Source organism: Flexilinea flocculi (genome assembly GCF_001192795.1).
Taxonomy (GTDB): Bacteria; Chloroflexota; Anaerolineae; order Anaerolineales; family Anaerolineaceae; genus Flexilinea; species Flexilinea flocculi.
The window spans coordinates 185,543-210,373 of record NZ_DF968180.1 but is presented as its reverse complement, the minus strand read 5'-3'; the positions used below and the strand labels follow the sequence as shown (position 1 = coordinate 210,373).

Genomic DNA, 24,831 nt, shown 5'->3' with positions numbered 1-24,831 from the left:
ATCGCAGCTTCTAAAGATAATGGAACACTTAAGCCAAGATCGATGGCAAGTCAGCAAAACTTTTCTGCAGTTCCTCATCGGATGGATTTGTATTGACCATCTTATTCTGCAGATATGCGTCATATGCTTTCATATCGAAATACCCTGTACCAGAAAGCCCGAAAAGAATAGTCTTTTTCTCACCAGTCTCTTTGCAAATCAAAGCTTCATCAATGGCTGTCCGGATTGCATGCGCAGATTCCGGAGCCGGTAAAATTGTCTCTGTCTTGGCAAATAACTGGGCTGCTGAAAAAACGTCAATTTGATTGACAGCGACAGCTTCCAACAATCCATCATGATAAAGCTGAGAGAGAATCGGGCTCATGCCATGATAGCGTAAACCGCCTGCATGATCCGGTGATGGAATAAATTGAGAACCAAGCGTATACATTTTTGCAAGCGGGGTGATTCTGCCGGTATCGCAGAAATCATATGCAAATCTACCGCGTGTGAAGGAAGGACAGGATGCCGGTTCCACTGCAATTAATCGCGGATTTGCAATTCCATTTATTTTGTCCTTAAAAAATACTGAAATCAATCCGCCAAGGTTGGATCCGCCACCGGCACATCCGATGACAATATCCGGGTATTCATCCATTTCTTCCATCGCAATTTTTGATTCTATACCGATGATCGATTGATGCAGCAGTACATAATTCAGACAAGATCCGAGAGAATAACGATAATCTTTTGTGGAAACCGCTTTCTCCACCGCCTCACTGATTGCACAACCCAGACTGCCGGTTGTTCCGGGGTTTTTCTCCAGGATCAATCGTCCGATAGCAGTGGTATCACTTGGACTGGGAACGATCCCGGCTCCAAACGTTTTAATTACCGATTTGCGGAATGGCTTCTGTTCATAACTGATTTTCACCATGTAAACAGTCAGCGGCAGTCCAAAATAGGAACATGCTTCTGCCAATGCAGTTCCCCATTGTCCAGCACCGGTTTCCGTAGTCAGACCGGCCAATCCCTGCTTTTTTGCATAATAAGCCTGTACAATGGCTGAGTTTAATTTGTGACTTCCGGAAGTATTGTTCCCCTCAAATTTAAAATAGATTTTTGCGGGTGTATCCAAAACCTGTTCCAAATGATATGCACGGATTAATGGCGAGGGACGATACATTTTATATACTTCCCGGACTTCATCCGGTATATCAAAATACGGTGTCTCGTCATCCAATTCTTGATCAACCAGACCTTCCGGAAAAACCGGCAGTAAATCTTCCCGTGTAACGGGTTTCATCGTTGCGGGATTGAGATGTGGTTCCGGTTTGTTCTTCATATCTGCCCGCATATTATAGAACTGTGTAGGAATTTGTTCTTCCGTCAGATAATATCGATGCGGAACTTTTTTGGTATTGATATAAAAGTTATTCATGATGAAGGCTCCTATAAAAAACTAATCTCAATACCGGGATAAAAAAAAGCTTTTGTCCCGGCTTTCAAATGCCTGGGACAAAAGCCTGTATGTTTTAAGCTTCTGCGGTACCACCCAACTTGACGTGTTCTCACGCCCACTTTTTCTGTGCACCATCATGCACACTTCCTTGATAACGGGTGAAGTTCCCGGCAGTTACTACTTGCTTATTGCTTTCGTCCTGCCCTCATGAGTCCATTCCATACTGCTGCTGGTTGCTGCGCTCTCAGCAAGTGCGCTGCTCTCTGTAAACTGCACGGCCGTATTTACTATTCTCAATCAACGGTTTCGTATTTTTAATTGTTTTTATTTTATCAATTCCTAAAAGAAATGTCAACATAGTTTTTGATAATCAGCGATTCGAAATACAAATCAACTTTCCGAATCAATCATCCAGGAAAATCTTGTTGACGTCTTCTGTACTTAATTGCAGACACCTGATGCCTTGTTGATTTTATCCGGTTCCAAGGAAAGGACGCTTTCTTCAGTTAATAACGAAGCCAGAGTTCCGGCTTCTGCCTGGATACTGATCAGATTTGTGTATCGATAGAAATAAACGTTTTCTACATCCAATGTATCGATAACTTTTTGTATCGATTCTTTCTGACCGGATTGATATTTAATAAAAACCTTAAAAACCTGGATTTCCCTGGTTTCATCAGATTGTGCCTGATGAACATATCCCAGAAAAGCCTGATCATGTATTTTTTCGATCATTGGTTCTGATAATTGAAACACAGGATCGCCTTTGGCAAGGGATAGATCCGGCGTTTCACCTTTAAAGTCATTGATAAAAGCCGAGGTAAAAAGAATGGCTGAAAAGATCAGGAACAACAGTATATTCTTCTTTTTCATAGGTATTTTCCTATCAGATCGATCGTTGAACTCCAATTCAATAGTACTGTAACGCAAAATTTCAAGAAAAAGTTCCTTTGATTCTGAAGAACCGACTTCCGATTGGAGCACAAAACAACACAATAATAAACTTTCTCTCTTAATTGATAAAGAATGTCCATACTTCGAATCGCTGCTGTATAATCAACATCATGGAAAATCAGACAAATAAATTTTCAACTGAAATAACTGTTCAGTTATTTATAATCAACAAGAATGCATCTTCTTCTCGCTGGCTTGACTGGCAGCCTTTCGATACCGGACCGGGAATTTTTATTATTCCCGAAGATTCCTTTTTAGGAATCAGAGCACAAGGGATTGATGATAACAACTTCGTTCAGTTAGTTAGAGAATTGTCATCGGTCAGTTGTCTGCGATATCTCTACCTCGCAGAAAATCGAGGAATCACGAACAAAGGAATTTTAAACCTGGAGAATTTGACTCAGATTGAATATCTAAATCTTAGCTCCTGTGATATTACCAGTGAGGGGCTGGCATTTTTACCGTCCTTAACGAACCTGAAATTTCTGGATATCAGTTACTGTAACCGCATATCGGAAAAGGCGGCTCAATATATTCAGAAACTTCCACGCTTGCAGTATTTGGATATTAAAGGAGTCATTAAAATTAATACCTCCAGCCTGAAAAAATTCGAAAAACGCGGATTGGTGATTCATCAAACGTGACAATTCGAATGTGGGCAAGTTTTTCGAATAAAGAAAGTTATTTTGTTGCTGTTTTGTTTTATCACTAAGCGTAAAAAACAACACAACAATAAGATTTTTTCCCGTTTCGAATCGTTGGATTGTTATTTTGATTCACACATAACTTTGGAAGTTTCATTATAATAAGCTTTAGGAGTGAATTGTGTTGGAGTCAAATGCTTTTCGTCATATGAAAAATAAACGAAACCAGGATGGAATATCCGCTATCGAATTGGAGAAGAAGAATGCAATCCGAATCGATGCGATACTTTCTGTTACGATTGACGCAATTACTTCTCTGGTAAAAACGAATCCTGTTCAAGCCGCTGCAAGTATATCTTATTATTCGTTATTTTCTCTTTTCCCGATGCTGCTGTTCATGGTGGTCGTTCTCTCCTATTTTTTGGAGATTACGGTTATTCAACAGGAGATTATTCTGATCCTTGAGAAGATCCTTCCCGGATCAGAGACGCTCGTCATCGAGAATATGCAGAATATCCTCAGTTCCCGGTTTACTACATCCATAACTGCGGCTATTACATTGTTATGGTCCGGGTCTGGAGTTTTCAACTGCATTATCTACAACATCCATCTGGCATGGCCTGAATCGCGGGGACGCGGATACTTTATTAATCGTGCGTTTGCAATTTCCGCGATTATTGTGATTTGTTTCCTGCTGGCAGCAACATTAATATTCACCATGTTATTCAATCTTTCGGATTCAATGCTAGTCTTTGATATCCGCGTTAATAAGATTATTCGTTTTCTGATCAGTTTTGCAACCAGCTATCTGTTACCAACAGTTTTAGTTTACTTTGCCGCCTTTGTCCTTTTTTATTACGTCCCCTCCGTAAAAGTGGATCGGATTGGAGCCAGGATCGGGGCATTACTAACCGCCGTTGTATGGCGAGTATTTACGTATCTGTTCAGTATCTATATTCTGAGCCCTTTCAACACATACGATGTGATCTACGGCTCAGTCGCCATGATTATTTTGATCCTGTTTTATGTCTATGTTTCTGCGCTTTTCATCCTCTTTTCTGCACACCTGGTTGCATCCATCACACACTATAAAAACAAACAGGCAGAACGTGCAAAGAAAGCAGGGGATACAATTACCGTTGTGCAGCCTGTCCCTCTTAATACAGTTCCTGCTTCCATGAAAAAAAATCGGCAAAAAATCAAATTGATCCGATTTCAGCAAAAGGGAAATATGAATCAACGACTGCGCAAGCTAAATAAAGATTTTCTCAAATCTTCAAATCACATTCCGCTTGCCAATTCTGATCTGATGAAAAATATTGCCAAACTTGAAAAAAACGAAACATTCATGCGGATCCGAGTATCTGCGAAAAAAATCATCTACTATCTTTTCCGCTGGAAATAACAGAACCATCTCACGAATTCGAAATATGAAAATCAATGGCTATCGTTTTGTTGTTTGTACGCAGAATGTCAAAACAACAAAATAACAAGCTATTTTCTACAAATTTCGAATCATTGTTTTATTTCGGATTACTGCTTATTGCGACTCAAGTGGCTAGTATAATTTGTAACGGAGGTACTTATGTCAGAAGAATATACGAATGAAACAGCAGCTGATGATGACGATGAAATTCGGAATCTGATACTGGAGGCCGAGGCAAATGAAGTCTGGCTTGAAGAACCTATTGAAGAAGAAAACGTCGATTCTTAAAAGATCAAACAGAACCCTCCCGGGAGAAAAAAGTAATCATGGATACTGAAATTTTAAAATCCGAAAAAAAATATCACGCACATGTTTTTAACGTTTCCAGTCTGGAAGTTCGTCTTCCTAACGGAAAAATCCGGAATTATGATTTGGTGGAACATGTTCCAGCGGTTGAAATCATCCCGGTAACCAGTGACGGGATGATTTTATTTGTCCGGCAATTTCGTATGGGTGCGAATAAACAGCTGCTTGAACTGCCAGCAGGAATTCTTAATGGCGATCATGGCAGTGAGGATCCGTTGCTGGCTGCTGAAAGAGAATGCCGCGAAGAAACAGGCTATGAGTCAAAAAACATCAGGCGGATCGGCGGATTTTTTATGACACCTGGATATTGCAATGAATATATCCATGTTTTCCTTGCCAAAGAGCTTGTCAAAAATCCATTACCCCAGGACGACGATGAGTTTTTAAATCTTGAAGCTTTGCCGATTGAAGAAGCCTATAAAATGGCAGAAAATGCGATTTTTGAAGATGTGAAAACAATTGCAGCATTAATGATGGCCCAAAAAGAATTGAGAAACACTGAATTCAAATGAAAAAACGGAATACTGTTATGCTGATTTGGAATACCTATCATATTTCGCATAACACAAAAACAACACAACCATAATTTTCCTCGATTGATGCGAAAAAACAATCGATAATTTGAACCGCTGTTAAAAAAACAGGCAAAAAATAGTGGAAAATCAGGGTACAATAATATCAGGTTAAGAGCGTTGAAAAGACGTTTATTTTTAGTTGTCACAATCTCAACCTTCTCCTTCGGGAGTAAAAGTTTAGATCAATCATAAATACTATAACTTGCAGGAGAACTTTCATGGCTCGTCAAAAAGTAACAATCGATGCCAACGAAGCCGTCGCTTATGTGGCTTATCGCATGAACGAGGTTATCGCACTATTCCCAATTACTCCGTCCTCACCAATGGGCGAGCATTCGGATGAATGGGCAGCCAAAGGTGTAAAGAATCTTTGGGGAACCGTCCCAAGTATCATGGAAATGCAGTCCGAAGGCGGAGCAGCCGGAGCTGTCCATGGTGCGCTCAGCACAGGCGCCATGACAACTACCTTCACTGCCTCTCAAGGCTTATTATTGATGATCCCGAATATGTACAAAATTGCAGGTGAGCTCACGTCCACTGTATTTCATGTAACAGCCCGCGCTCTGGCTCCGCATGCATTGTCAATTTTCGGCGATCAAAGTGATGTCATGGCAACCCGTCAGACTGGATTTGCCCTGATCGCATCCAATTCCGTGCAAGAAGCGCATGATATGGCTCTCATTGCACAAGCTGCAACCTTGAAATCCCGCGTTCCATTCCTCCATTTCTTTGATGGTTTCCGCACTTCGCATGAAGTAAAGAAAATTGAACAATTGGATCTGGAAGATATGCGCGCCATGATCGATGATGAACTCGTTCGTGCACATCGCGAACGTGCTCTTCGCCCTGAAAAACCTGTTGTCCATGGAACAGCTCAGAATCCGGACGTCTTCTTCCAGGGTCGAGAAGCATGCAATCGCTATTATGCAGCAACTCCGGCAATTGTTCAGGAAGCTATGGATAAATTTGCCGGAATCGTTGGCCGTTCCTATCATCTTTTTGATTATTTTGGACCCAAAGATGCTGATCGTGTTGTGATCGCCATGGGTTCCGGAATCGAAACCTTGGAAGAAACCGCGAAATTCTTGAATTCGAAAGGCGAAAAGATCGGCGTTGTTGCGGTCCGGTTGTATCGCCCATTCAGCGTTGCTGATTTTGTGAAAGTTCTTCCTTCCACAGTTAAGAAAATTACAGTTTTAGATCGCACCAAAGAACAAGGTTCTGCCGGTGAACCGCTTTACCTCGATGTTGTAACAGCCATTTCTGAGGCGCTTGCTGACGGTACTGCACCTTTCAAGACTTCTCCGATGATCACAAGCGGACGTTACGGTATGGGATCAAAAGATTTCACACCGGCAATGGCAGCTGGCGTTTTTGAAGAAATGAAGAAAGATCGCCCGATGAATCACTTCTCAGTCGGTATTGAGGATGATGTTACTGGAAAAAGCATTAAATATGATCCTTCCTTCCTGCTACCAGAAGAAAAAACCGTTCGTTGTATGTTCTTCGGTCTGGGTTCAGATGGTACTGTCGGCGCGAATAAAAACTCCATTAAGATCATTGGTATTGAAACTGAAAATGATGCCCAAGGCTATTTTGAGTATGACTCCAAGAAATCCGGATCCACAACGATCAGCCACCTGCGCTTTGGTCCCAATAAAATCCGCGCTCCATATTTGATCGGCGAAAATGATGCCAATTTCCTGGCATGCCATATGTTCACCTTCCTGGAAAAACTGGATATCACCCGGTTTGCTGCACCGAATGCAATTTTCCTGCTGAACACGATTTATGGGCCGGAAGAGGTTTGGGATAAACTACCTGTGGAAGTTCAGGAAGATATCATTGCAAAGAAGATGAAATTTTATGTGATCGATGCATTCTCCGTTGCCAACAAAACTGGCATGGGCGGACGCATCAACACGATTATGCAGACCTGCTTCTTCGCAATTTCCGGTGTCCTGCCAAGAGATGAAGCGATCGATCAAATCAAGAAATCGATCAAGAAGACATACGGTAAAAAAGGCGAGAAAGTCGTTGCTCAGAACTTCGAAGCAGTCGATTCAACGCTCGCAAACTTATTTGAAGTGAAATATCCCAATCAGGTCACAAGCAAGATCCATCGCTTACCTGCAGTTCCGGCTGAAGCGCCAGAATTTGTCCAAAAAGTGATCGCTCCGATGATCGCTGCCAAAGGCGACAAACTCCCCGTCTCCCTGCTGCCGGCAGATGGTGCCTTCCCTGTAGGAACTTCTCAATGGGAAAAACGGAATATCGCACAGGAAGTACCTGTATGGGATCCAGAAACTTGTATTCAGTGCGGTAAATGCTCGATCGTTTGTCCGCATGGTGTGATTCGTCAAAAAGTTTATGACGCATCCTATCTGGAAAATGCCCCGAAGACCTTCAAATCCGTTGATTCCAAGGGTTACAAAGAATTCCCGGGAACAAAATTCACACTGCAGATTTCTGTCAGCGATTGCACCGGCTGCGGTCTTTGTGTTGAAACCTGCCCTGCCAAAAATAAAGCAGATCCAACAAAGAAGGCGATCAACCTTGCTGAACAGCTTCCTCTGCGTGAATCTGAAGGAGAAAACTGGAAATTCTTCATGTCCATTCCGGATCCGGATCGGACGAAGATCGTTCCGAACAACGTAAAACTGTCACAGCAATTGCGCCCGCTGTTCGAATTCTCCGGCGCCTGCGCTGGCTGCGGTGAGACTCCCTATATTAAACTGCTCACGCAACTCTTCGGTGATCACGCAATCATTGCCAATGCTACCGGTTGTTCATCCATCTATTCCGGCAACCTGCCGACAACACCGTATACGACCAACGCAGATGGTTATGGTCCTGCTTGGGCAAACAGCCTGTTTGAGGACAATGCGGAATTCGGTCTGGGTATGCGTCTGACCATTGACAAGCAAAATGAATTTGCCAAAGAACTGCTCAAAGATTTAAGCGCTGAAATCGGTTCCGAACTGGTGGAAGGTCTTTTAAATGCAGATCAATCAACCGAAGCCGGACTGAATGAACAACGCAAGCGTGTTGCTGCATTGAAATCAAAATTAGCCGGTTCCAAGGATGCAAAAGCTCGTAACCTGGTCTCCCTTGCAGATACATTGGTAAAGAAGAGTGTCTGGATCGTTGGTGGTGATGGCTGGGCTTATGACATTGGATACGGCGGTTTGGATCACGTTCTGGCTTCCGGACGCAATGTCAATATCCTCGTATTGGATACCGAAGTATATTCCAATACCGGCGGTCAGGCTTCCAAATCAACCCCGCGCGCTGCGGTCGCCAAATTTGCTGCAAAAGGCAAAGACCTGCCCAAGAAAGACCTTGGATATATCGCCATGACCTATGGCTACATCTATGTCGGAAAAGTTTCCATGGGTGCAAATGACGCTCAGGTTGTCAAGACATTCCTCGAAGCTGAAGCCTATGACGGACCATCTCTGATCGTTGCTTACTCACACTGTATCAATCATGGTATCGATATGCGGACTGGATTGCAGCAGCAAAAGAAAGCCGTTGAATCGGGTCATTGGCCGCTGTTCCGCTACAATCCTGCAAAGATTGCATTGGGCGAAAATCCGCTCACAATCGATTCCAAAGCTCCTTCGATTCCTCTGACTGAATATGCTTATGGTGAAAACCGCTATAAGATGCTGGTCAAGAGTGATGAAGCTCGTGCAGAAGTATTGATTAAAGAAGCTCAGGTAGATGCTGAAAGACGCTGGGAGCTTTATCGCCAGTTGGCTGAACTCAACTACAAACTCGGCTCAAAAGACGAAGCATAATTCATCTTCAAATCCGATGATAAAAACTCCTGCCTTTTCGGCAGGAGTTTTTTTGTTTGATGATGTACTTGTTCAGCACTTCTTAATTTGAAAACACGTTTTGTAAAAAGAGGAAAAATTATAGTTGTGTTATTTCCATTCAAAGCAACGCAGGTATTGAGATGGGATCGGGATCATCTGATTGAGCGTCACCGCTGCATGAATTGCCCAATAAGGATCCCGCAACATAGCTCTGCCCAGCAGTACCATATCAGCGCGTCCGTTTCGGATGATAGCATCTGCCAAATCCGGGGAGGAAATCAGACCGACTGCGGCAGTCAATAACCCGCTTCTTCTACGTACTTCCTCAGAAAATGGAACCTGGTATCCGGGTCCGGATTCAATTTTTGCATAGAAAACCCCGCCGCCGGAAGAACAATCAATTAAATCCACGCCTTCCTCTTTTAGTTGTATTGCAAGGAGAGCAGAATCATCAACGGTCCATCCGCCTTCAGTCCAATCCGAACAGGAAAGACGTACGAAAAGCGGCAATTTATCCGGCCAAATGGGGCGGACTTTGCGAACAATTTCCATTAAAAAACGGATCCGGTTTTCGAAACTGCCGCCGTATTCATCCGTCCGTTGATTGGAGATCGGAGAGAGAAAATTATGAATTAAGTAGCCATGTGCGCCATGGATTTCCAACACATCAAATCCGGCTTCCAGCGCGCGTTGTGCAGCTTTTACAAATGCTTCCTGAATCATAAGGATTTCATTTCGATCCAGTTCGTGCGGGATGGCACTTTCTTCATTATGAGGAATCGGGCTGGGACCGACGCATTGCCACCCCTCCGGTTGATGCGGCAAAACAGGTTTTCCTCCCTCCCAGGGACGTGCGAAGCTGGCTTTTCTTCCGGCATGTGCGAGCTGTATCCCGGCTGCTGCTCCATTTTTCTTGATGGCTTCTGTCACACGCCGCAACGGCTCGATATGCTCATCGGACCAGATCCCGACATCATGCGCAGTAATCCTGCCGCGTGGTTCTACTGCAGTGGCTTCTGTCATAACCAATCCTGCTCCACCTGCAGCACGAGATCCGAGATGGATTACCTGCCAATCGTTCGAGAAACCGTCCTGATAGCTATACATACACATCGGTGAAACACCGATTCGATTTCGTAACGTAATCCCTTGAATGGTTAACGGATCGAATAAATGGGACATAGAATTCTCCTTATTCATACAGTATTTATCCATTTTTCTTTCTTGATTTATATCGTTGAAAATAAAATACTCGTAATCAACGATTCGATAGATAGAAAAAATGAATTATGGGATGTTGTTTTTGCATTTCACATAAAAACAACAGAACGTTTTTCCCTGGTTGATACAAAAGGTATATTTAAATTTCGAATTTTTGATCGATATTCAATTAATTCGAAATATGAAAAGAATTCATTGCCGAACAAATTTTTTTGAGTCTAAAAGTCAATTCAAATTTCGAATTTCGAATTACTGCTGGTATTCATCAGTACACCATTGTTAAAGATTATAATATGTCCCCCTGTAGCCTGTACAATCAGCAATTCGAAATATGGGGATGATCCATTATTGTAGTGATGTTTTTCTCAAGTGATTCGAATAGCAAATCGATATTTCGAATCGCCCGAAGATATGAAAACCGACAGGTAAGCCATCGGATGGCAGCGGCAAGAGAATCCCCTTGAAGCTGCGCGCTTATTCCATCCAAAGAAAAAAGAGCATCCTCTTTCTTTAAAGAATAATGCTCTTTTTTTTCAGTATCAATTAAGTACAGATTCGAAATCGGTTACTGACTCACAGTCATGCTTCAAGCGCAGCTGAAATTTTTGCATTTAAGTCAGCAATATGAATCCGCTCCTGCACCATGGTGTCGCGATCACGAATGGTGACCGTATCATCTTCCAATGTTTGATAATCGATGGTAATGCAGAAGGGAGTGCCGATTTCATCCTGATAGAAGTAACGTTTCCCAATATTCCCGCGATCGTCCCAGCAGGTGCCCATCTTCTTGCCGAGCATATGGAACACCTCGCGAGCTTTTCCGACAATTTCGGGTTTATTTTTTACCAGTGGAAAGACGGCAGCTTTATAAGGTGCAACATTGGGTTTAAATTTCATGACAACACGATTGTTTTCCGAATCTTCCCAATATGCATCGCACATCGCCATTAAGAGAATGCGGTTAACACCAACTGCCGGTTCAATAACATGCGGAATAATCGATCGGTTGGGGTCCTGAGGATCACGGAAACGCAGGTCTTTTCCGGAATGATCAATGTGTTGTTTCAAATCATAGTCTGTACGATATGCAATACCCCACAATTCCTTGAAGCCGAAAGGATATTCATATTCCAGATCATAGGTGTCTTTGCTGTAGAATGAGCGTTCCTGATCGGAATGGCGACGCCAGCGAAGTTTTTCCTCGCGAATGCCGAGCGTTCCGTGGATAAAATTCCACATTTGATCCTGCCAGCTCTTGAAAAGCGGTTGCCAGTCAGTCTTTTCTGGATCGAAGAAGTATTCAATCTCAGCCTGTTCAAATTCCAGCGTGCGAAAAACAAATTGACCGGTCGTAATTTCGTTGCGGAAGCTCTTTCCGATCTGACCGACGCCAAAAGGAAGCTGCATACGAGTCGAGTTGAGAATATTTGCGAAATTCGTGAAAATTCCTTGTGCCGTCTCACCCCGCAAGTATACCGGCATCTTTTCCCCTTCCACAACACCGATGGAAGACTGGAACATAATATTGAATGCTTTCGGTGGAAAGACATCATTTCCATCCGGTGTTTTTACATGGTATTTTTCTATAAAAGCAGCAATTCCCGGTAGATCCAGACCTTCCACAACGATTTTTTCATCCTGTGGATTTTTTTCCAGCCATGCTTCGATCAAATGATCAGCCCGATAGCGTTTGTGTGTGACTTTGTCCTCAACCAGCGGATCATTAAAAGCATTGACATGTCCGGACGCGACCCAGGTTTCCGGATGAAGTAAAATCTGAGAATCAATTCCGATCATGTCCTCCCGGCAAGTAATCATCTCACGCCACCATAGGTTGCGAATATTCCGCAACAACTCGGCGCCTAACGGCCCGTAATCATATGAACTGGCTAATCCGCCGTAAATATCGGAAGTCGGATAAATGAAACCGCGTCTTTTCGAAAGCGCGACAATCTTTTCTAATGATAACAACGAATCCTGTGACATTTTGGAGTTCCTTCACAATAATAAAATCCTGTAAATTTTATCATAATGAAAGCCGTCAGACGTTCTTTTGCATACGCATCCAGCAATTCTAAATTTGAACGTGAATTGACAAAGTAAATGCAACTTGGGAAGATGAAAAACATGTGGAAAAAAGGGAAAAAAAATGATGCTTTGTTTTTACGCTCCGCGTAAAAACAAAGCATCATTAAAAAAACTACTCAAATTTCAATCAGTAAAAAAATTCGTTATTTTATATTACCGATTTATGAACTGATTGTATAACGTCGTCATCACATTCAAATTGTATTCCGATATCGTTTTCGGCATATTCATTGCGTCGAAGAAACTGATGATGGCAGGGATTCCAGTCAAAGCGAAGATCATGAATAAAATCGCAGCTTTCTTTCTGCCTAAATAGATTTTATGCACACCAATACTGCCCATGAAAAAGACAATGGCCAGCGCGATGCCTAATTCTTTTCGAGCATTGGAGTACAACGCATTGACCGTGCCGATCCTGTCCGCAGGAATTGCAGCCAGCATCTGATTAATTCGGGCATTTTCCTCCGCAGCAGCTGTCATGCTTTTACTCAAGCGAACCAGCAGGATGATAAATAGAATGATGCAAATTAAGAGGAAAATTCCGATAATGGTTAATGCATTTCCGTCTAATTGACCCGTTGAATAAGAATATTGAAATCCTTTGTTCATGGAAACCTCCAATGCTATAAAAAAAAATTAAATGCCGATATAAAAAATGATCACGAAAAATTGATTTTGTGTTCATCCTGCGATAGACGCTGAGCGTCTGAGACTATCAACTATATTATATGATAATTGGCTGCCCCGTTCAATCGCAATCCAGCTATCACGACAAGGTTTCCCCGAATGATTTAAAAGCAAGTCAATATTTCAAAGTATTCCAGCAGTAAATAAATTTTTTTCAAATAGTTTTTCGTTGATAGCGTTCCTTCAAATCGGGATTCTAAGGTGAACACGAATAATTTATATCGTTTATTATTTTTATCTTAGTTACATATTATTATGATCATACTGACCAACAAAATCATGATATGATTATTGCCAATTGCACAAATATAAGATGATTTAACCGGAAAAACGAAGGATTTTTCTCAATGACGATTGAATTTTCTGAGTTTATCTACCATTTCACCCACAGTTTGCCATTTGCTATTACAGTTTTGCTCACTTTGGGCGTCATCCTGGTCAACGGATGGACAGATGCACCGAACGCCATCGCAACCTGTATTGGAACACGATCCATACATCCCAAAGCTGCGATCATTATGGCTGCCATCTTTAATTTTCTGGGCGTTTTCGTAATGACGATGTTCAGCGCCAAAGTGGCGGAGACGATCTATAACATGGTTGATTTCGGCGGCAACGCATCAGAAGCTGTAGTCGCCTTATGCGCTGCCATGACGGCCATCGTCATTTGGGCAACCGCTGCATCTTTTCTTGGAATTCCAACCAGTGAGAGCCATGCATTGATTGCCGGGATCTCCGGCGCAGCTATCGCACTGCAGGGCAGCCTTGCCGGAATCAACGGCAGCGAATGGATCAAGGTGATATACGGGCTAATCCTTTCTTCAATTCTGGGCTTCAGTCTGGGTTACATCATTATGAAGCTGGTAACGATCCTCTTTAAAAACGCCGATCGCAGAAGAACGCAGGGACCCTTTCGCAAGGCACAGATATTTGGCAGTGCTGCAATGGCTTTCATGCATGGAGCGCAGGATGGGCAAAAGTTTATTGGCGTTTTTCTCTTAGGCGCTTTCATCGCTCAAGGTGACATGAATGTGACCAGCTTTGAAGTCCCGATCTGGTTGATGGTTCTGTGTTCTATGGTAATGTCATTGGGAACTTCCATCGGAGGATATAGGATCATCAAAGCGGTTGGTATGGATATGGTTAAGTTGGAGCCTTTTCAGGGCTTTTCGGCAGACTGTGCCGGAGCCCTTTGTTTATTTATATCATCGATGCTCAGTCTGCCGGTCAGTACAACGCATACCAAGACAACTGCGATCATGGGTGTTGGTGCTGCCAAACGGCTGTCCTCTGTAAATTGGGGCGTAGTAAATGACATGACGCTTGCCTGGGTTCTGACATTCCCAGGCTGCGGGCTGATTGGTTTTCTGATGGCAAAAATTTTCATCTACATTTTCTAATCGATTCTTTTTGAATTGGGGAGTTGCACATGGCATCAAAAAATGACAATTATTATTTTGAGAGTTTTGTCTCACAGGCTAAGTTTTCCTGCATCATGGTCGAAAAACTGCAGTCGATTTTCAAGGATTTCAATGTCAACGATTTGCACATGTTGATGGATGAAGTCCATCTGATCGAACATACAGCGGATATCAAACATCATGAGATTATGGAACATCTGTCGAAAGAGTTTGTTCCACCCATCGAACGGGAAGACATTGTTGCATTAGCGCAGATGCTGGATGATTTGGCTGATGCGCTGGAAGATGTATTAATCATGATTTATACCTATAACGTCACAAAAATTGAAGAACCGATGAAACGCTTTCTGGATTTGATTGAAAAATCAATATCCGAGCTGAAAAATTTGCTGGAAAATTTCAGTAATTACAAGAAAGACGCTTCATTAAATAACTGGATCATTGAAATAAACCGACTCGAAGAAAATGGTGACTTGCTGTATCACGATGCGTTAAGGAAGTTATTCCTGGAAGACCACGATGCGCGGTATTTGATCAGCTACAAAGAGCTTTATGGAATTTTGGAAGAAGTGCTGGATACAGCTGAGGATATTTCCAATGAAGTTGCCAATATTATCATGAAGAATAGCTAAGACTCCGGATTTGCCAGTCGACATGGATTTGTGCGAGAACAAATTCTGAACACTTGAAATTTCGAAATTCGAAACAAGGGGAGAATTCTTTGTTATTATGATGTCTTTGCGCAAAGACATCATAATAACAAGTTTTTCCTGATTGATTCGGATAACAAGGACTATATTTCTAAATTATGGATTGCTGACCGGGATTATTGACATTCGCAAATGAATAAGGTATCCTTAAGGCGCGTTCGGATGGGACCGGCGCGGCGGATACCAGCGAACCTCGTCAGGTCCGAGAGGAAGCAGCGATAAGGTGGATCATCCGGGCGCCGCCGGGAAACCTGTCCGGACGTATTTTTTTAAGGAATGAACAATATGGATGCGAACGAAACCCCCGCTTTCTGCAATTATGACAATTCTGATTATCAGGGTGAATTTTGGGGAGGCGGAAAAAGAGATTATGAAGATGGTGCGGAAGAAATTGCGCTGAAGCGCCTTCTTCCCCAATCCGGTGAACTCCTGCTGGAGATCGGAGCCGGCGCAGGCCGCAACACGCTCCGATATGAGGGATTTAAGAAAATTGTCCTGATGGACTATGCGTTGACACAAATGGAGCAAGCGCAAGAAAGACTCGGAAAATCGGATCGTTTCATTTATGTCGCAGCAGATGTCTATCATCTACCCTTTGCGGACAACCTTTTTGATGGCGCCACAATGATCCGCGTACTTCATCATCTCAGTGAAATCAATCCGGCTTTTGCCGAAATTCAGCGCGTCATGCGCCGAGATGCAGCGTTGATTCTGGAGTTTGCGAACAAGCGAAATCTGAAAGCCATCTTGCGGTATCTATTTGGAAAGCAATCATGGAATCCTTTCACCCGCGAAATGGTCGAATTCGTTGCATTAAACTTCGATAACCATCCGGATACCGTCAAAGAAAGCCTCCGGAAACACGGTTTTCAGATTGAAAAAACGCTCGCCGTTTCCAATTTGCGCATTGGTACATTAAAGAAAAAAGAAAATTTGAACTGGATGTTGAAAATCGAATCCCTGCTTCAGATTTTGAATAGCCGACAGCCGCTAAGCCCCAGTGTCTTTATGAAATGTGTTCAGCGTGCAGACAAGTCGGTGGCAACCGTTGGCGAATTTTTCCGCTGTCCGAATTGCCACAGCGGCGAGCTCAAGGAAACTTCTAAATTTGTGGAGTGCTACTGCTGCGGCCGGCAGTATCCCATCGTCAATGGCATTTACAACTTCCGATTAAATTAAAAAAACGCTTTCGCGTTCTAATAGTGGGCGCAAAGGGACTCGAACCCCCGGACCTCTTGTGTGTGATACAAGCGCTCTAACCAACTGAGCTATGCGCCCAAAGCATGATGGATTATAGCAAATCTTTTCCGAACTGGCAAGAAACTGTGCCATTCGAAAAAAAGATTGCTTCTCTATGATCGCCCCTCCAGGGTTATAACAATTACAGGTTGCCACGCGAAAGAGATTGCCACGTCGGGCTGACGCCCTCCTCGCAATGACAGGTATCATCCAAAAAAAGATTGCTTCTCTATGATCACCCTTACAGGGTAATAACAATGACAGGGACTCCATTTGTCATTGCGAACTTGTGAGTCCTGTAGGGACGAGCCTCGAAGAGGCGCGGCAATCTCCAAGCCACATTAAGGAAAGAGTGCTATTCGAAAAGAGATTGCTTCGTCGGGCTGACGCCCTCCTCGCAATGACAGGTATCATCCAAAAAAAGATTGCTTCTCTATGATCGCCCTTACAGGGTAATAACAATGACAGGTGCCACGCGAAAGAGATTGCCACGTCGGGCTGACGCTCTCCTCGCCCCTCCAGGGTAATAACAATGACAGTACTCTATTTGTCATTGCGAACTTGTGAGTCCTGTAGGGACGAGCCTCGAAGAGGCGTGGCAATCTCCTTGTTCCATTGTGTAAATGGCATTGTTCGAAAAGAGATTGCCACGTCGGGCTGACGCTCTCATCGCCCCTCCAGGACTCGCATAGCTCGCAATGACAGGCGAGTTATCTTCATTGAATTTTATAAGTTATATCGGATATAATAAGTAATAATAAATTATTTATCGGTTATAACTTACAAATAATGAGCGAGGGAATGAATGATCAAGCGAACATCTTACCTGCAGAAAATCCATCCGTTCATCGGGCTTGATTTAGTCAAAGTGCTGACCGGGATCAGGCGCAGCGGAAAATCAGTGATGCTCTCATTGATCATGGATGAACTTCGCGAACAGGGTATTCCGCAGGATCATATAGTCAGCCTGAATTTTGAAAATTTTGAGAACAATCATCTGTGTACTGCCGAAAAACTTCACACATATGTTTCTGATAGGATTGCTGATTCCAAAGACAAGTATTATTTATTCTTCGATGAAATCCAGGAAGTGGAAAGATGGGAAAAAGGCGTTAACTCCCTGCGTGTGAAGTATGGTTGCGATATCTATATTACCGGGTCAAATGCGAAATTGTTATCCGGTGAATTGGCAACCTACCTGGCTGGCAGGTATGTGGAAATCATGATCTATCCTTTTTCATTCGCGGAATTCTGTGATTTGTATTTGGAAAGAAACCCGCAGGCTTCAACACCAGAAATCTTCAATCAGTACATTCGATTCGGCGGAATGCCGTTTTTAGCGAATCTGAATTTTTCACCGGACCCTTCAAAACAATACCTGCAGGATGTTTATAACTCGGTAGTTCTGAAAGATGTTGTCAGCCGGAACAATATTCGGGATACTGCTTTGCTTAATAAAATCATCACCTATGTTATGGCAAACATCGGGCAGACGTTTTCCGCGACAAGCATATCAAAGTATTTTAAAAATGAAAATCGGATCGTGTCGCCGGAGACAATTCTTAACTATCTGCAAGCTTGCGAAGATGCATTTCTTTTCTTCAGTTTTCATCGTCAAGATCTGATCGGAAAGAAAATTCTCACTGTAAACGACAAGTACTACATGGCAGACCATGGCATCCGTGAAGCAGTTTATGGGAAAAACGAACGGGATATCAACCAGGTATTGGAAAACATTGTAGCCATTGAATTATTGCGACGCGGGTGGAAGGTAACGATCGGGAAAATTGGTTCGCTTGAGATTGATTTTGTCTGTGAAAAACAAGAAATGAAACAATATATCCAGGTTGTTTATCTGCTGGCATCACAGGAAACGATTGACAGAGAATTCGGTAGTCTGGAAAAGATCCCGGATAATTACCCCAAATATGTGATTTCGATGGACGAATTTGACATGAGCCGGAACGGAATTACGCATATGAATCTACGAAATTTTCTGCTTCAATCGGAATGAATAATGACATTTCCTCGTAATAACAATGACAGGTACCATGCGAAAAGAGATTGCTTTGTCGAGCGATATTTGTCATTGCGAACTTGTGAGTCCTGTAGGGACGAGCCTCGAAGAGGCGCGGCAATCTCCAAGCCACATTTAAGGAAAGAGTGCTATTCGAAAAGATATTGCTTCGTCGGGCTGCCGCCCTCCTCGCCCCTCCAGGGTAATAACAATGACAGGTATCATGCAAAAAAAGATTGCTTCGTCGCAATGACAGGCTGCCAATGATCAGCGAACTTTAAAAATAACTGACTTTGATTCGCTTGCCCATCTGTTCCAAACACTTGACCAGTTCGTCAATCAACTGCATCTTAATACTGAATGTAATCGGCAGATCGGGATTCTGGTGCGCCGGATTGACAGCTTTGCCGACAAAGAAATTGATATCCGTGGCTTCTTCAAACAGCATGCAGGAAATCAGGGACGCAGCGTCCTTTTTAAAATTCCAGTCTGCAAAATAATCGTTTTCAGTCAGGTAATTCCGTGCATATTGCAGTACACGGTTAATCGTGATCACGCCTTCTGTCACCAGATCGACACCCTCAATTTTCCCAGTCGGGGGAATTGCAGGGTCAAAATAATTGAATGAAGGGATGATCGGTTTTTTCAGATAGTCCGATGCAATTTTTGCGGTTGTACCGCCGCAGATAATATGCTTTCCCGCCTTGGAAAAGAACAACGACATCATCTTTGCGTCATCATCCTTGTTGGACGGGGGTCCGATCAACAGATTCATCGGTTCTCGTTTTCGAATCCGAATGGTGCAGACCGTCGTATCATCCCTGGGTTTCTCCTCATACAAACGGCTGCATTCATCAATCAGGATACGCGTCAGCGTCTTCGCTGTATAGCCGACAACGGACAACGGCTTCATATAACGGATGATATCCTCTCGTTTCCATCCGAAGTTCAGAATATTCCCCACTCCGGCATGAACTGCGCCATCACTCATCAAAATAAAGATATCACCTTCCTGAACCGGAATTCTGGAACAATAGATAGTCTTCTCCTGAATCTCCATTTTCGTTTTGGGAAATTCTAAAAATTCCCCTTCGCGGAACAGAATCACGAATGGATTGTCAAATTGGATAATTTCTACTTCTTCGCTTTGTAAAAGACTATGAAAAACCGTGAATGTGGAATAGGCTAATTGCCGCTCGGAACAGACTGGCAATGTCGCGGCAATCGTCGCATTACATTCTTCAATACTCATGCCGTTATTGATCATGCTCGAAATAATCTTTGATGTCAATGTCGATAGAATGCAGGCTTTCACACCGCTTCCCAGTCCGTCAGCCAGAACCACCACGGTCGTCCCATCATCCTTATGGATGATATCGACATGATCACCACAAAGCTGTTCGTTGTATTTTGCCAGACTGATGTATCCAATGTCCGTGCAAAGATCATTCATTTTTCAAGGTATCCTTCAGTTTTGAAAGCGCAACTTTCATTTCGACAGTAGTCTCCCCTAAAAGGGAAGCGATTTCCTGAACGACGCGCATCTGTTTTTCCACGACACGATCGGTGATTTCAATCGACTCGCGGCTGATCCGTTCTTTTTCATCCTTCGCCCGCTCCTCCTCGGTAATATCTTTCATGATACACATCAACAAATGGCTGGTCTTGTCGTAATAAATCGTCCGTTCCACAAACTTCAGATACTCCGCCAGATATGTCCGTTTTGTGACGATGCGCATGCCGGTATCGATCACCTTTTGGAAATCTTGCGGATCAAGAATGCGTACCAGCGGTTCTCCTAAAACATCCGAGGCATTATGGATATTCATGATCGCCCGGGCAGCATCATTAATCTGCTGCACTTCCAGCATTTCATTAAGAATCAAGATTCCGTTTGGTGTGTTCATGATGATCTGATTCGAAATCGATTCCGACTTCTCCTTCAGAAAGGGGAGACACATGGTCAAATCCGCTTTGCCCTGACAAACCGCTATTGCTTTTTCGCGGCAGGTATTGTAGCCGCACGTACCGCAATTCAGTTCATCATCCGGGGTTTCTTTTCCCAATTTCCGTAAAATTGCTGTTATTTCATCGTCCCCTGGAATTCTTTGGCTGATATCGATGCGAAAATGATCTTTGCGCATCGCGCCAGGATCGAGCTCAGAAACGGGAAAATCCTGATCCCCGGCGATCTTTTCGACAGCCAAAAAATCGCGAATTGGCAGATGTTGCGTCTTATTCATGGCAGGACCGCCGATGCAGCTTCCCGGACAGGCTGACATTTCGATGAAGCAATTCGATAAATTACCCGTCATAATATCTTTCAAAGCAAGTATACAATTTTCAACGCCATCGATTGCCAGGTAAGAATAAGTATCCGAAATGCAATTCATTGTTTTCAGAATACCGCCGGTTGTGGGAAAGAGTCTGGCTTTGCTCTGCCGGTTGTTTTCCGGGATCCGGTCAAATTCAATATGTTCCGACGCGATCCATTGTGAAAGTTCTTCAAAAGTCAGGACACAATCGACCATTCCACCGGTCTGTTCTGCTTCTGCTTTTTTTGAAAGACATGGACCGATATAAATAGTCTTTATTTCCGGATTTTCCATTTTCAATTTCAGACAATGAGCATGCATTGGTGAAACAACATTTGCCAAATATGGTAGCGTCTCCGGATAATATTTTTCAATTAACAAATTAACCGTATGACAGCAGGAGCTGATGATGACATTTCTGGATTTCTCTTCAATCATGCGTTCATATTCGTTCTTGACCAGTGTGGCTCCAACAGCAGTTTCTTCAATTTGAGAAAATCCCAGTTTCCGCAGAACCTTTTCCATCGAAGCAATACTCACATCAGGGAAATAGGCGATGAAAGAGGGCGCTATACTGGCTGCGACAAATTTGTTGGTGGCAAGTATCGATTTGGCTTTCTCAATATCACTGCGGATACGTTTTGCCTGCTGCGGGCAGATCAGAACGCATTGTCCGCACAAAATACACTCGTCACTGACGATGTGCGCCTGATTTCCGGAAAAACGAATTGACTTAACCGGGCAATGACGGATACATTTATAACAATTCTTGCAGTTAGACTTTAAAAAGTCGATATATTCTTCCATGCGATTTCTTTTTCCTGTTTTCGACTATCGTTGAGAAAACCACTTATCACACTGTGTATTTTAGCGCCTGACTGTAAGCAGTTCAAAATATGGGAAGGATTCTTTGTTGTAGTAATGCTTTTATATAAGCGTAAGTAGCATTACCATAACAAGTTATTCGTTATTGATTCGAATAACCAGTCAATATTTCGAATTACTGTCTGACTGCATGCAATACTTCATTTTGAAAGAAAGTCTCCACACTTTCAGGGCTCACAGAATAAGTCGTTTCACCGATCTGAACACAGACGCCTTTTGTACAGTTACCCATACAAAAACTGCCGTTCAGAATAACTTTTTCTTCGAGGTGATTTTCAAGTACCAGCTGCTGCAGCTTCTCAACCACGCGCTGCGCCCCTTTTAAATGACATGAACTACCGATACAAACAACAATTATCATGGGACAGATCTCCTCATTTTTTATCTTTTTCAAAAAACGTGACACTTCCTTGATAACAGGATTGAATCGGATATCCTGTTTTCACTTTTAATAGGGAGGTGATCTTTTTGCATCCCGGTACAACGATCATCGTTCCATCAGCAATTCGAAATACGTGGAGGATTCTTTGTTATTGTGATTTTTCTTATGCTTTATGCAAAACGATAAGAACATCAATGAACTCTTTTTATATTTCGAATTGCTACAGTTGTACCAGGATGACTTTTCTTCAACAAATATCTTGTTCTTTCATGTCGAAAGGATCCTGGTTGATCATATTTGATCATTCGAAGCCTTCCCACCAAAAACTTACAGGATTATGCCTGAGTTTTCCCCATCAGGTACTCATCGATGCCTTTCGCAGCAATCTTTCCGGCACCCATCGCAAGGATCACAGTTGCTGCTCCGGTCACTGCATCTCCTCCGGCAAAAACCCCTTTTTTAGAGGTTTGACCTGTTTCCTCATTCACAATGATCCCGCCCCATTTCTGCGTATCCAAACCGCTGGTCGTCGATTTAATCAGTGGATTCGGAGACGTCCCGATCGCAGCGATAACGCAATCCACATCCAAAATAAACTCTGAACCAGTTTTTTCGACCGGTTTCCGACGTCCAGAAGCATCCGGTTCGCCCAGTTCCATTGCGATACACTTCAATCCTTTGACAAATCGTTTCTCATCTCCCAACACTTCCAACGGAGCACTCAGCAGTTTAAAAAGGATCCCTTCTTCTTTGGCATGCTCCACTTCCTCTTTACGAGCAGGCAGTTCGGTTTCAGAGCGACGGTAGACAATACTAACTTCCTCAGCGCCAAGACGTTTTGCACAGCGAGCGGCATCCATTGCCACATTTCCGCCACCAACCACTGCCACTTTTCGAATAGACATAATTGGCGTATTACTACCCATTTGATAAGACCTCATCAGATTGATACGGGTTAAAAATTCATTTGCAGAATATACACCGTTCAGATTTTCTCCGGGAATTCCCATAAAACGAGGCAGTCCGGCTCCGGATCCGATAAAAATCGCTTCATAACCGCTTTCCATCAATTCATCGACTGAAATCGATTTACCGACCACCGCATTCGTATGAATCGTCACCCCAAGTTGCATCAGCGCATTCACTTCCTTCTGAACGATCGATTTTGGAAGACGGAATTCCGGAATTCCATACACCAGCACACCGCCTGCCAGATGTAATGCTTCAAAAATAGTAACATCATATCCTTTTTTTGCCAGATCACCAGCGCAAGTCAATCCAGCAGGACCGGAACCGACAATCGCCACTTTATGACCATTGGATGCCGGTTTTTCAATCTTCACATCCGGTTGTGCATTGTGCCAATCTGCGACAAAACGTTCCAATCTGCCAATACCGACACTCTCTCCTTTGATCCCGCGAACACAATATTTTTCGCATTGGGATTCCTGCGGGCACACTCTTCCGCAGACTGCCGGAAGCGAGCTGGTCTGAGCGATGATCTGATAAGCTGCTTCAAAGTTCCCATTGACGATCTCCTGAATAAAGGCAGGGATATGGATCTGCACCGGGCAGCCGCTGACGCATGGTTTCGTCTTGCAATTCAGGCAGCGCTGTGCTTCATCAATTGCCTGTTCTGTAGAATACCCAAGCGTAACTTCCTGAAAATTTTTATTACGGATTTCCGGTGCCTGAGCAGGCATCTCATTTTTTTTCATCGACATATTTGGCATCTCAATTTACCTCTTTCTTGAAAAGATTACATGTCTCATCATAAGCATGCCGCTCAAAATCACGATAAAAACTGGCTCGTGCCATAGCTTCATCAAAATCAACCTGATGTCCGTCAAATTCGGGTCCATCCACACAGGCAAATTTTGTTTGACCACCGACTGTCAGACGGCATCCGCCGCACATACCGGTACCGTCGATCATGACCGGATTCATGCTGACCATCGTCTTTACGTTGTACTCCTTCGTCAACTGACTGACAAATTTCATCATGATCATCGGACCAATGGCGACCACTTCATCATATTTCTCTCCGGCATCCAGAAGCTCTTTCAAAGCATTCGTTACCAATCCTTTTTCACCATAGCTGCCGTCATCTGTCATCAGGAGATATTTTTCACTGACCTTGCGAAATTCATCTTCCAGGATCACCAGGTCTTTTGTTCGAAATCCAACGATTGAATGAACAACGGCTCCCAGTTCATGAAATTTTTTCGCCACCGGATAGGCGATGGCACATCCAACACCACCGCCGACGATGGCAACTTTTTGTATCCCCTTCGTATGCGTAGGAACACCCAGCGGGCCGACAAAGTCATGTATGGCTTCGCCTTCCTTTAACTGATTTAACTTTGCAGTTGTCGCTCCAACAATCTGGAAAATAATCGTGATTGTCCCCTTTTCCCGATCATAGTCCGCAATCGTCAGCGGAATGCGTTCACCATCCTCGTCCACACGCAGGATGATAAACTGTCCGGGTTCTGCTTTTTTGGCTACAAGCGGTGCCTGTACTTCCATCAATGTAACCGTTGGATTCAATTCGACTTTTTTCTGAATCGTATACATGTTCACGGCCTTTCTGTGTTTATTGCGTTTCCTTAGTAATCATAAAAAATATATCATAA

General features: G+C 43.3%; 19 protein-coding genes, 1 tRNA gene and 1 other RNA gene. 10 read left to right on the top strand and 11 right to left on the bottom strand.

Translation table 11 applies throughout. The features are described 5' to 3' along the window. Positions 1-28 precede the first annotated feature (28 nt). Together ATC1_RS02990 and ATC1_RS02985 are read right to left on the bottom strand one after the other, a co-directional pair. The gene (locus ATC1_RS02990) at positions 29-1,420 is read right to left on the bottom strand and encodes a TrpB-like pyridoxal phosphate-dependent enzyme (protein WP_062278256.1); all 1,392 of its coding nucleotides are present in this window, start codon (positions 1,418-1,420) and stop codon (positions 29-31) included. A 462-nt stretch (positions 1,421-1,882) separates the two neighbouring features. Further along, complete coding sequence (locus ATC1_RS02985; protein ID WP_062278255.1) at positions 1,883-2,314, bottom strand: hypothetical protein; 432 nt, start codon at positions 2,312-2,314, stop codon at positions 1,883-1,885. A 191-nt stretch (positions 2,315-2,505) separates the two neighbouring features. On the opposite strand from ATC1_RS02985, the gene ATC1_RS02980 reads away from it, so the two are divergent. The 5 genes from ATC1_RS02980 to nifJ all read left to right on the top strand — a co-directional run bounded on the left by ATC1_RS02980 (position 2,506) and on the right by nifJ (position 9,209). Beyond that, positions 2,506-3,039, top strand: a complete 534-nt coding sequence (locus ATC1_RS02980) for a leucine-rich repeat domain-containing protein (RefSeq protein ID WP_062278253.1) — start codon at positions 2,506-2,508, stop codon at positions 3,037-3,039. 181 nt (positions 3,040-3,220) lie between these two features. Then, the gene (locus tag ATC1_RS02975; protein WP_152024208.1) at positions 3,221-4,444 is read left to right on the top strand and encodes a YihY/virulence factor BrkB family protein; all 1,224 of its coding nucleotides are present in this window, start codon (positions 3,221-3,223) and stop codon (positions 4,442-4,444) included. A gap of 180 nt (positions 4,445-4,624) precedes the next feature. Beyond that, positions 4,625-4,753, top strand: a complete 129-nt coding sequence (locus ATC1_RS15075) for a hypothetical protein (RefSeq protein WP_269079289.1) — start codon at positions 4,625-4,627, stop codon at positions 4,751-4,753. A 38-nt stretch (positions 4,754-4,791) separates the two neighbouring features. Next, positions 4,792-5,343 carry an NUDIX hydrolase gene (locus ATC1_RS02970; protein ID WP_062278249.1) on the top strand — a complete coding sequence of 184 codons (552 nt, stop codon included), beginning with the start codon at positions 4,792-4,794 and terminating at the stop codon, positions 5,341-5,343. Positions 5,344-5,624: 281 nt separating this feature from the next. Next, positions 5,625-9,209: a pyruvate:ferredoxin (flavodoxin) oxidoreductase gene (nifJ, locus tag ATC1_RS02965; protein ID WP_062278247.1), complete on the top strand. Its 3,585-nt coding sequence runs from the start codon at positions 5,625-5,627 to the stop codon at positions 9,207-9,209. A 129-nt stretch (positions 9,210-9,338) separates the two neighbouring features. Here the strand turns inward: nifJ and ATC1_RS02960 are convergent, their stop codons facing one another. The 3 genes from ATC1_RS02960 to ATC1_RS02940 all read right to left on the bottom strand — a co-directional run bounded on the left by ATC1_RS02960 (position 9,339) and on the right by ATC1_RS02940 (position 13,148). Beyond that, positions 9,339-10,412: an NADH:flavin oxidoreductase/NADH oxidase gene (locus tag ATC1_RS02960; RefSeq protein WP_062278245.1), complete on the bottom strand. Its 1,074-nt coding sequence runs from the start codon at positions 10,410-10,412 to the stop codon at positions 9,339-9,341. Between the two features lie 618 nt (positions 10,413-11,030). After that, positions 11,031-12,437 (bottom strand): glycine--tRNA ligase, encoded by a 1,407-nt coding sequence (locus ATC1_RS02950; protein ID WP_062278241.1) that lies wholly within the window; start codon positions 12,435-12,437, stop codon positions 11,031-11,033. Between the two features lie 255 nt (positions 12,438-12,692). Then, positions 12,693-13,148, bottom strand: coding sequence for a TM2 domain-containing protein (locus ATC1_RS02940; RefSeq protein ID WP_062278237.1), 456 nt, complete (start codon positions 13,146-13,148; stop codon positions 12,693-12,695). A gap of 425 nt (positions 13,149-13,573) precedes the next feature. On the opposite strand from ATC1_RS02940, the gene ATC1_RS02935 reads away from it, so the two are divergent. From ATC1_RS02935 to ATC1_RS02915, 4 genes are all read left to right on the top strand, one after another. Next, positions 13,574-14,626, top strand: a complete 1,053-nt coding sequence (locus tag ATC1_RS02935) for an inorganic phosphate transporter (protein ID WP_062278235.1) — start codon at positions 13,574-13,576, stop codon at positions 14,624-14,626. A 29-nt stretch (positions 14,627-14,655) separates the two neighbouring features. Beyond that, positions 14,656-15,279, top strand: a complete 624-nt coding sequence (locus ATC1_RS02930) for a DUF47 domain-containing protein (protein WP_062278233.1) — start codon at positions 14,656-14,658, stop codon at positions 15,277-15,279. A 238-nt stretch (positions 15,280-15,517) separates the two neighbouring features. Continuing rightward, positions 15,518-15,617, top strand: an RNA gene (gene ffs / locus ATC1_RS02925) — signal recognition particle sRNA small type. Positions 15,618-15,642: 25 nt separating this feature from the next. Continuing rightward, on the top strand, positions 15,643-16,536 hold the full coding sequence (locus tag ATC1_RS02915; protein ID WP_062278231.1) for a class I SAM-dependent methyltransferase: 894 nt from the start codon (positions 15,643-15,645) through the stop codon (positions 16,534-16,536). Positions 16,537-16,560: 24 nt separating this feature from the next. Here the strand turns inward: ATC1_RS02915 and ATC1_RS02910 are convergent. After that, positions 16,561-16,635: transfer RNA gene (locus ATC1_RS02910), tRNA-Val, on the bottom strand. Positions 16,636-17,401: 766 nt separating this feature from the next. Between ATC1_RS02910 and ATC1_RS02905 the strand changes: the two genes are divergently transcribed. After that, complete coding sequence (locus tag ATC1_RS02905; RefSeq protein WP_062278230.1) at positions 17,402-18,610, top strand: ATP-binding protein; 1,209 nt, start codon at positions 17,402-17,404, stop codon at positions 18,608-18,610. A gap of 280 nt (positions 18,611-18,890) precedes the next feature. Here the strand turns inward: ATC1_RS02905 and ATC1_RS02900 are convergent, their stop codons facing one another. The 5 genes from ATC1_RS02900 to ATC1_RS02880 form a co-directional block, all read right to left on the bottom strand. Beyond that, positions 18,891-20,066: a SpoIIE family protein phosphatase gene (locus tag ATC1_RS02900; RefSeq protein WP_062278228.1), complete on the bottom strand. Its 1,176-nt coding sequence runs from the start codon at positions 20,064-20,066 to the stop codon at positions 18,891-18,893. Further along, the gene (locus ATC1_RS02895) at positions 20,059-21,735 is read right to left on the bottom strand and encodes a [Fe-Fe] hydrogenase large subunit C-terminal domain-containing protein (RefSeq protein ID WP_062278226.1); all 1,677 of its coding nucleotides are present in this window, start codon (positions 21,733-21,735) and stop codon (positions 20,059-20,061) included. The genes ATC1_RS02900 and ATC1_RS02895 overlap by 8 nt, the downstream gene beginning before the upstream one ends. Positions 21,736-21,928: 193 nt before the next feature. Beyond that, positions 21,929-22,219 (bottom strand): (2Fe-2S) ferredoxin domain-containing protein, encoded by a 291-nt coding sequence (locus ATC1_RS02890; protein WP_082174631.1) that lies wholly within the window; start codon positions 22,217-22,219, stop codon positions 21,929-21,931. A 311-nt stretch (positions 22,220-22,530) separates the two neighbouring features. Then, the gene (gene gltA, locus ATC1_RS02885) at positions 22,531-23,928 is read right to left on the bottom strand and encodes an NADPH-dependent glutamate synthase (RefSeq protein ID WP_062278222.1); all 1,398 of its coding nucleotides are present in this window, start codon (positions 23,926-23,928) and stop codon (positions 22,531-22,533) included. Between the two features lies 1 nt (position 23,929). Then, on the bottom strand, positions 23,930-24,772 hold the full coding sequence (locus ATC1_RS02880; RefSeq protein WP_062278220.1) for a sulfide/dihydroorotate dehydrogenase-like FAD/NAD-binding protein: 843 nt from the start codon (positions 24,770-24,772) through the stop codon (positions 23,930-23,932). Between the last annotated feature and the right edge of the window lie 59 nt (positions 24,773-24,831).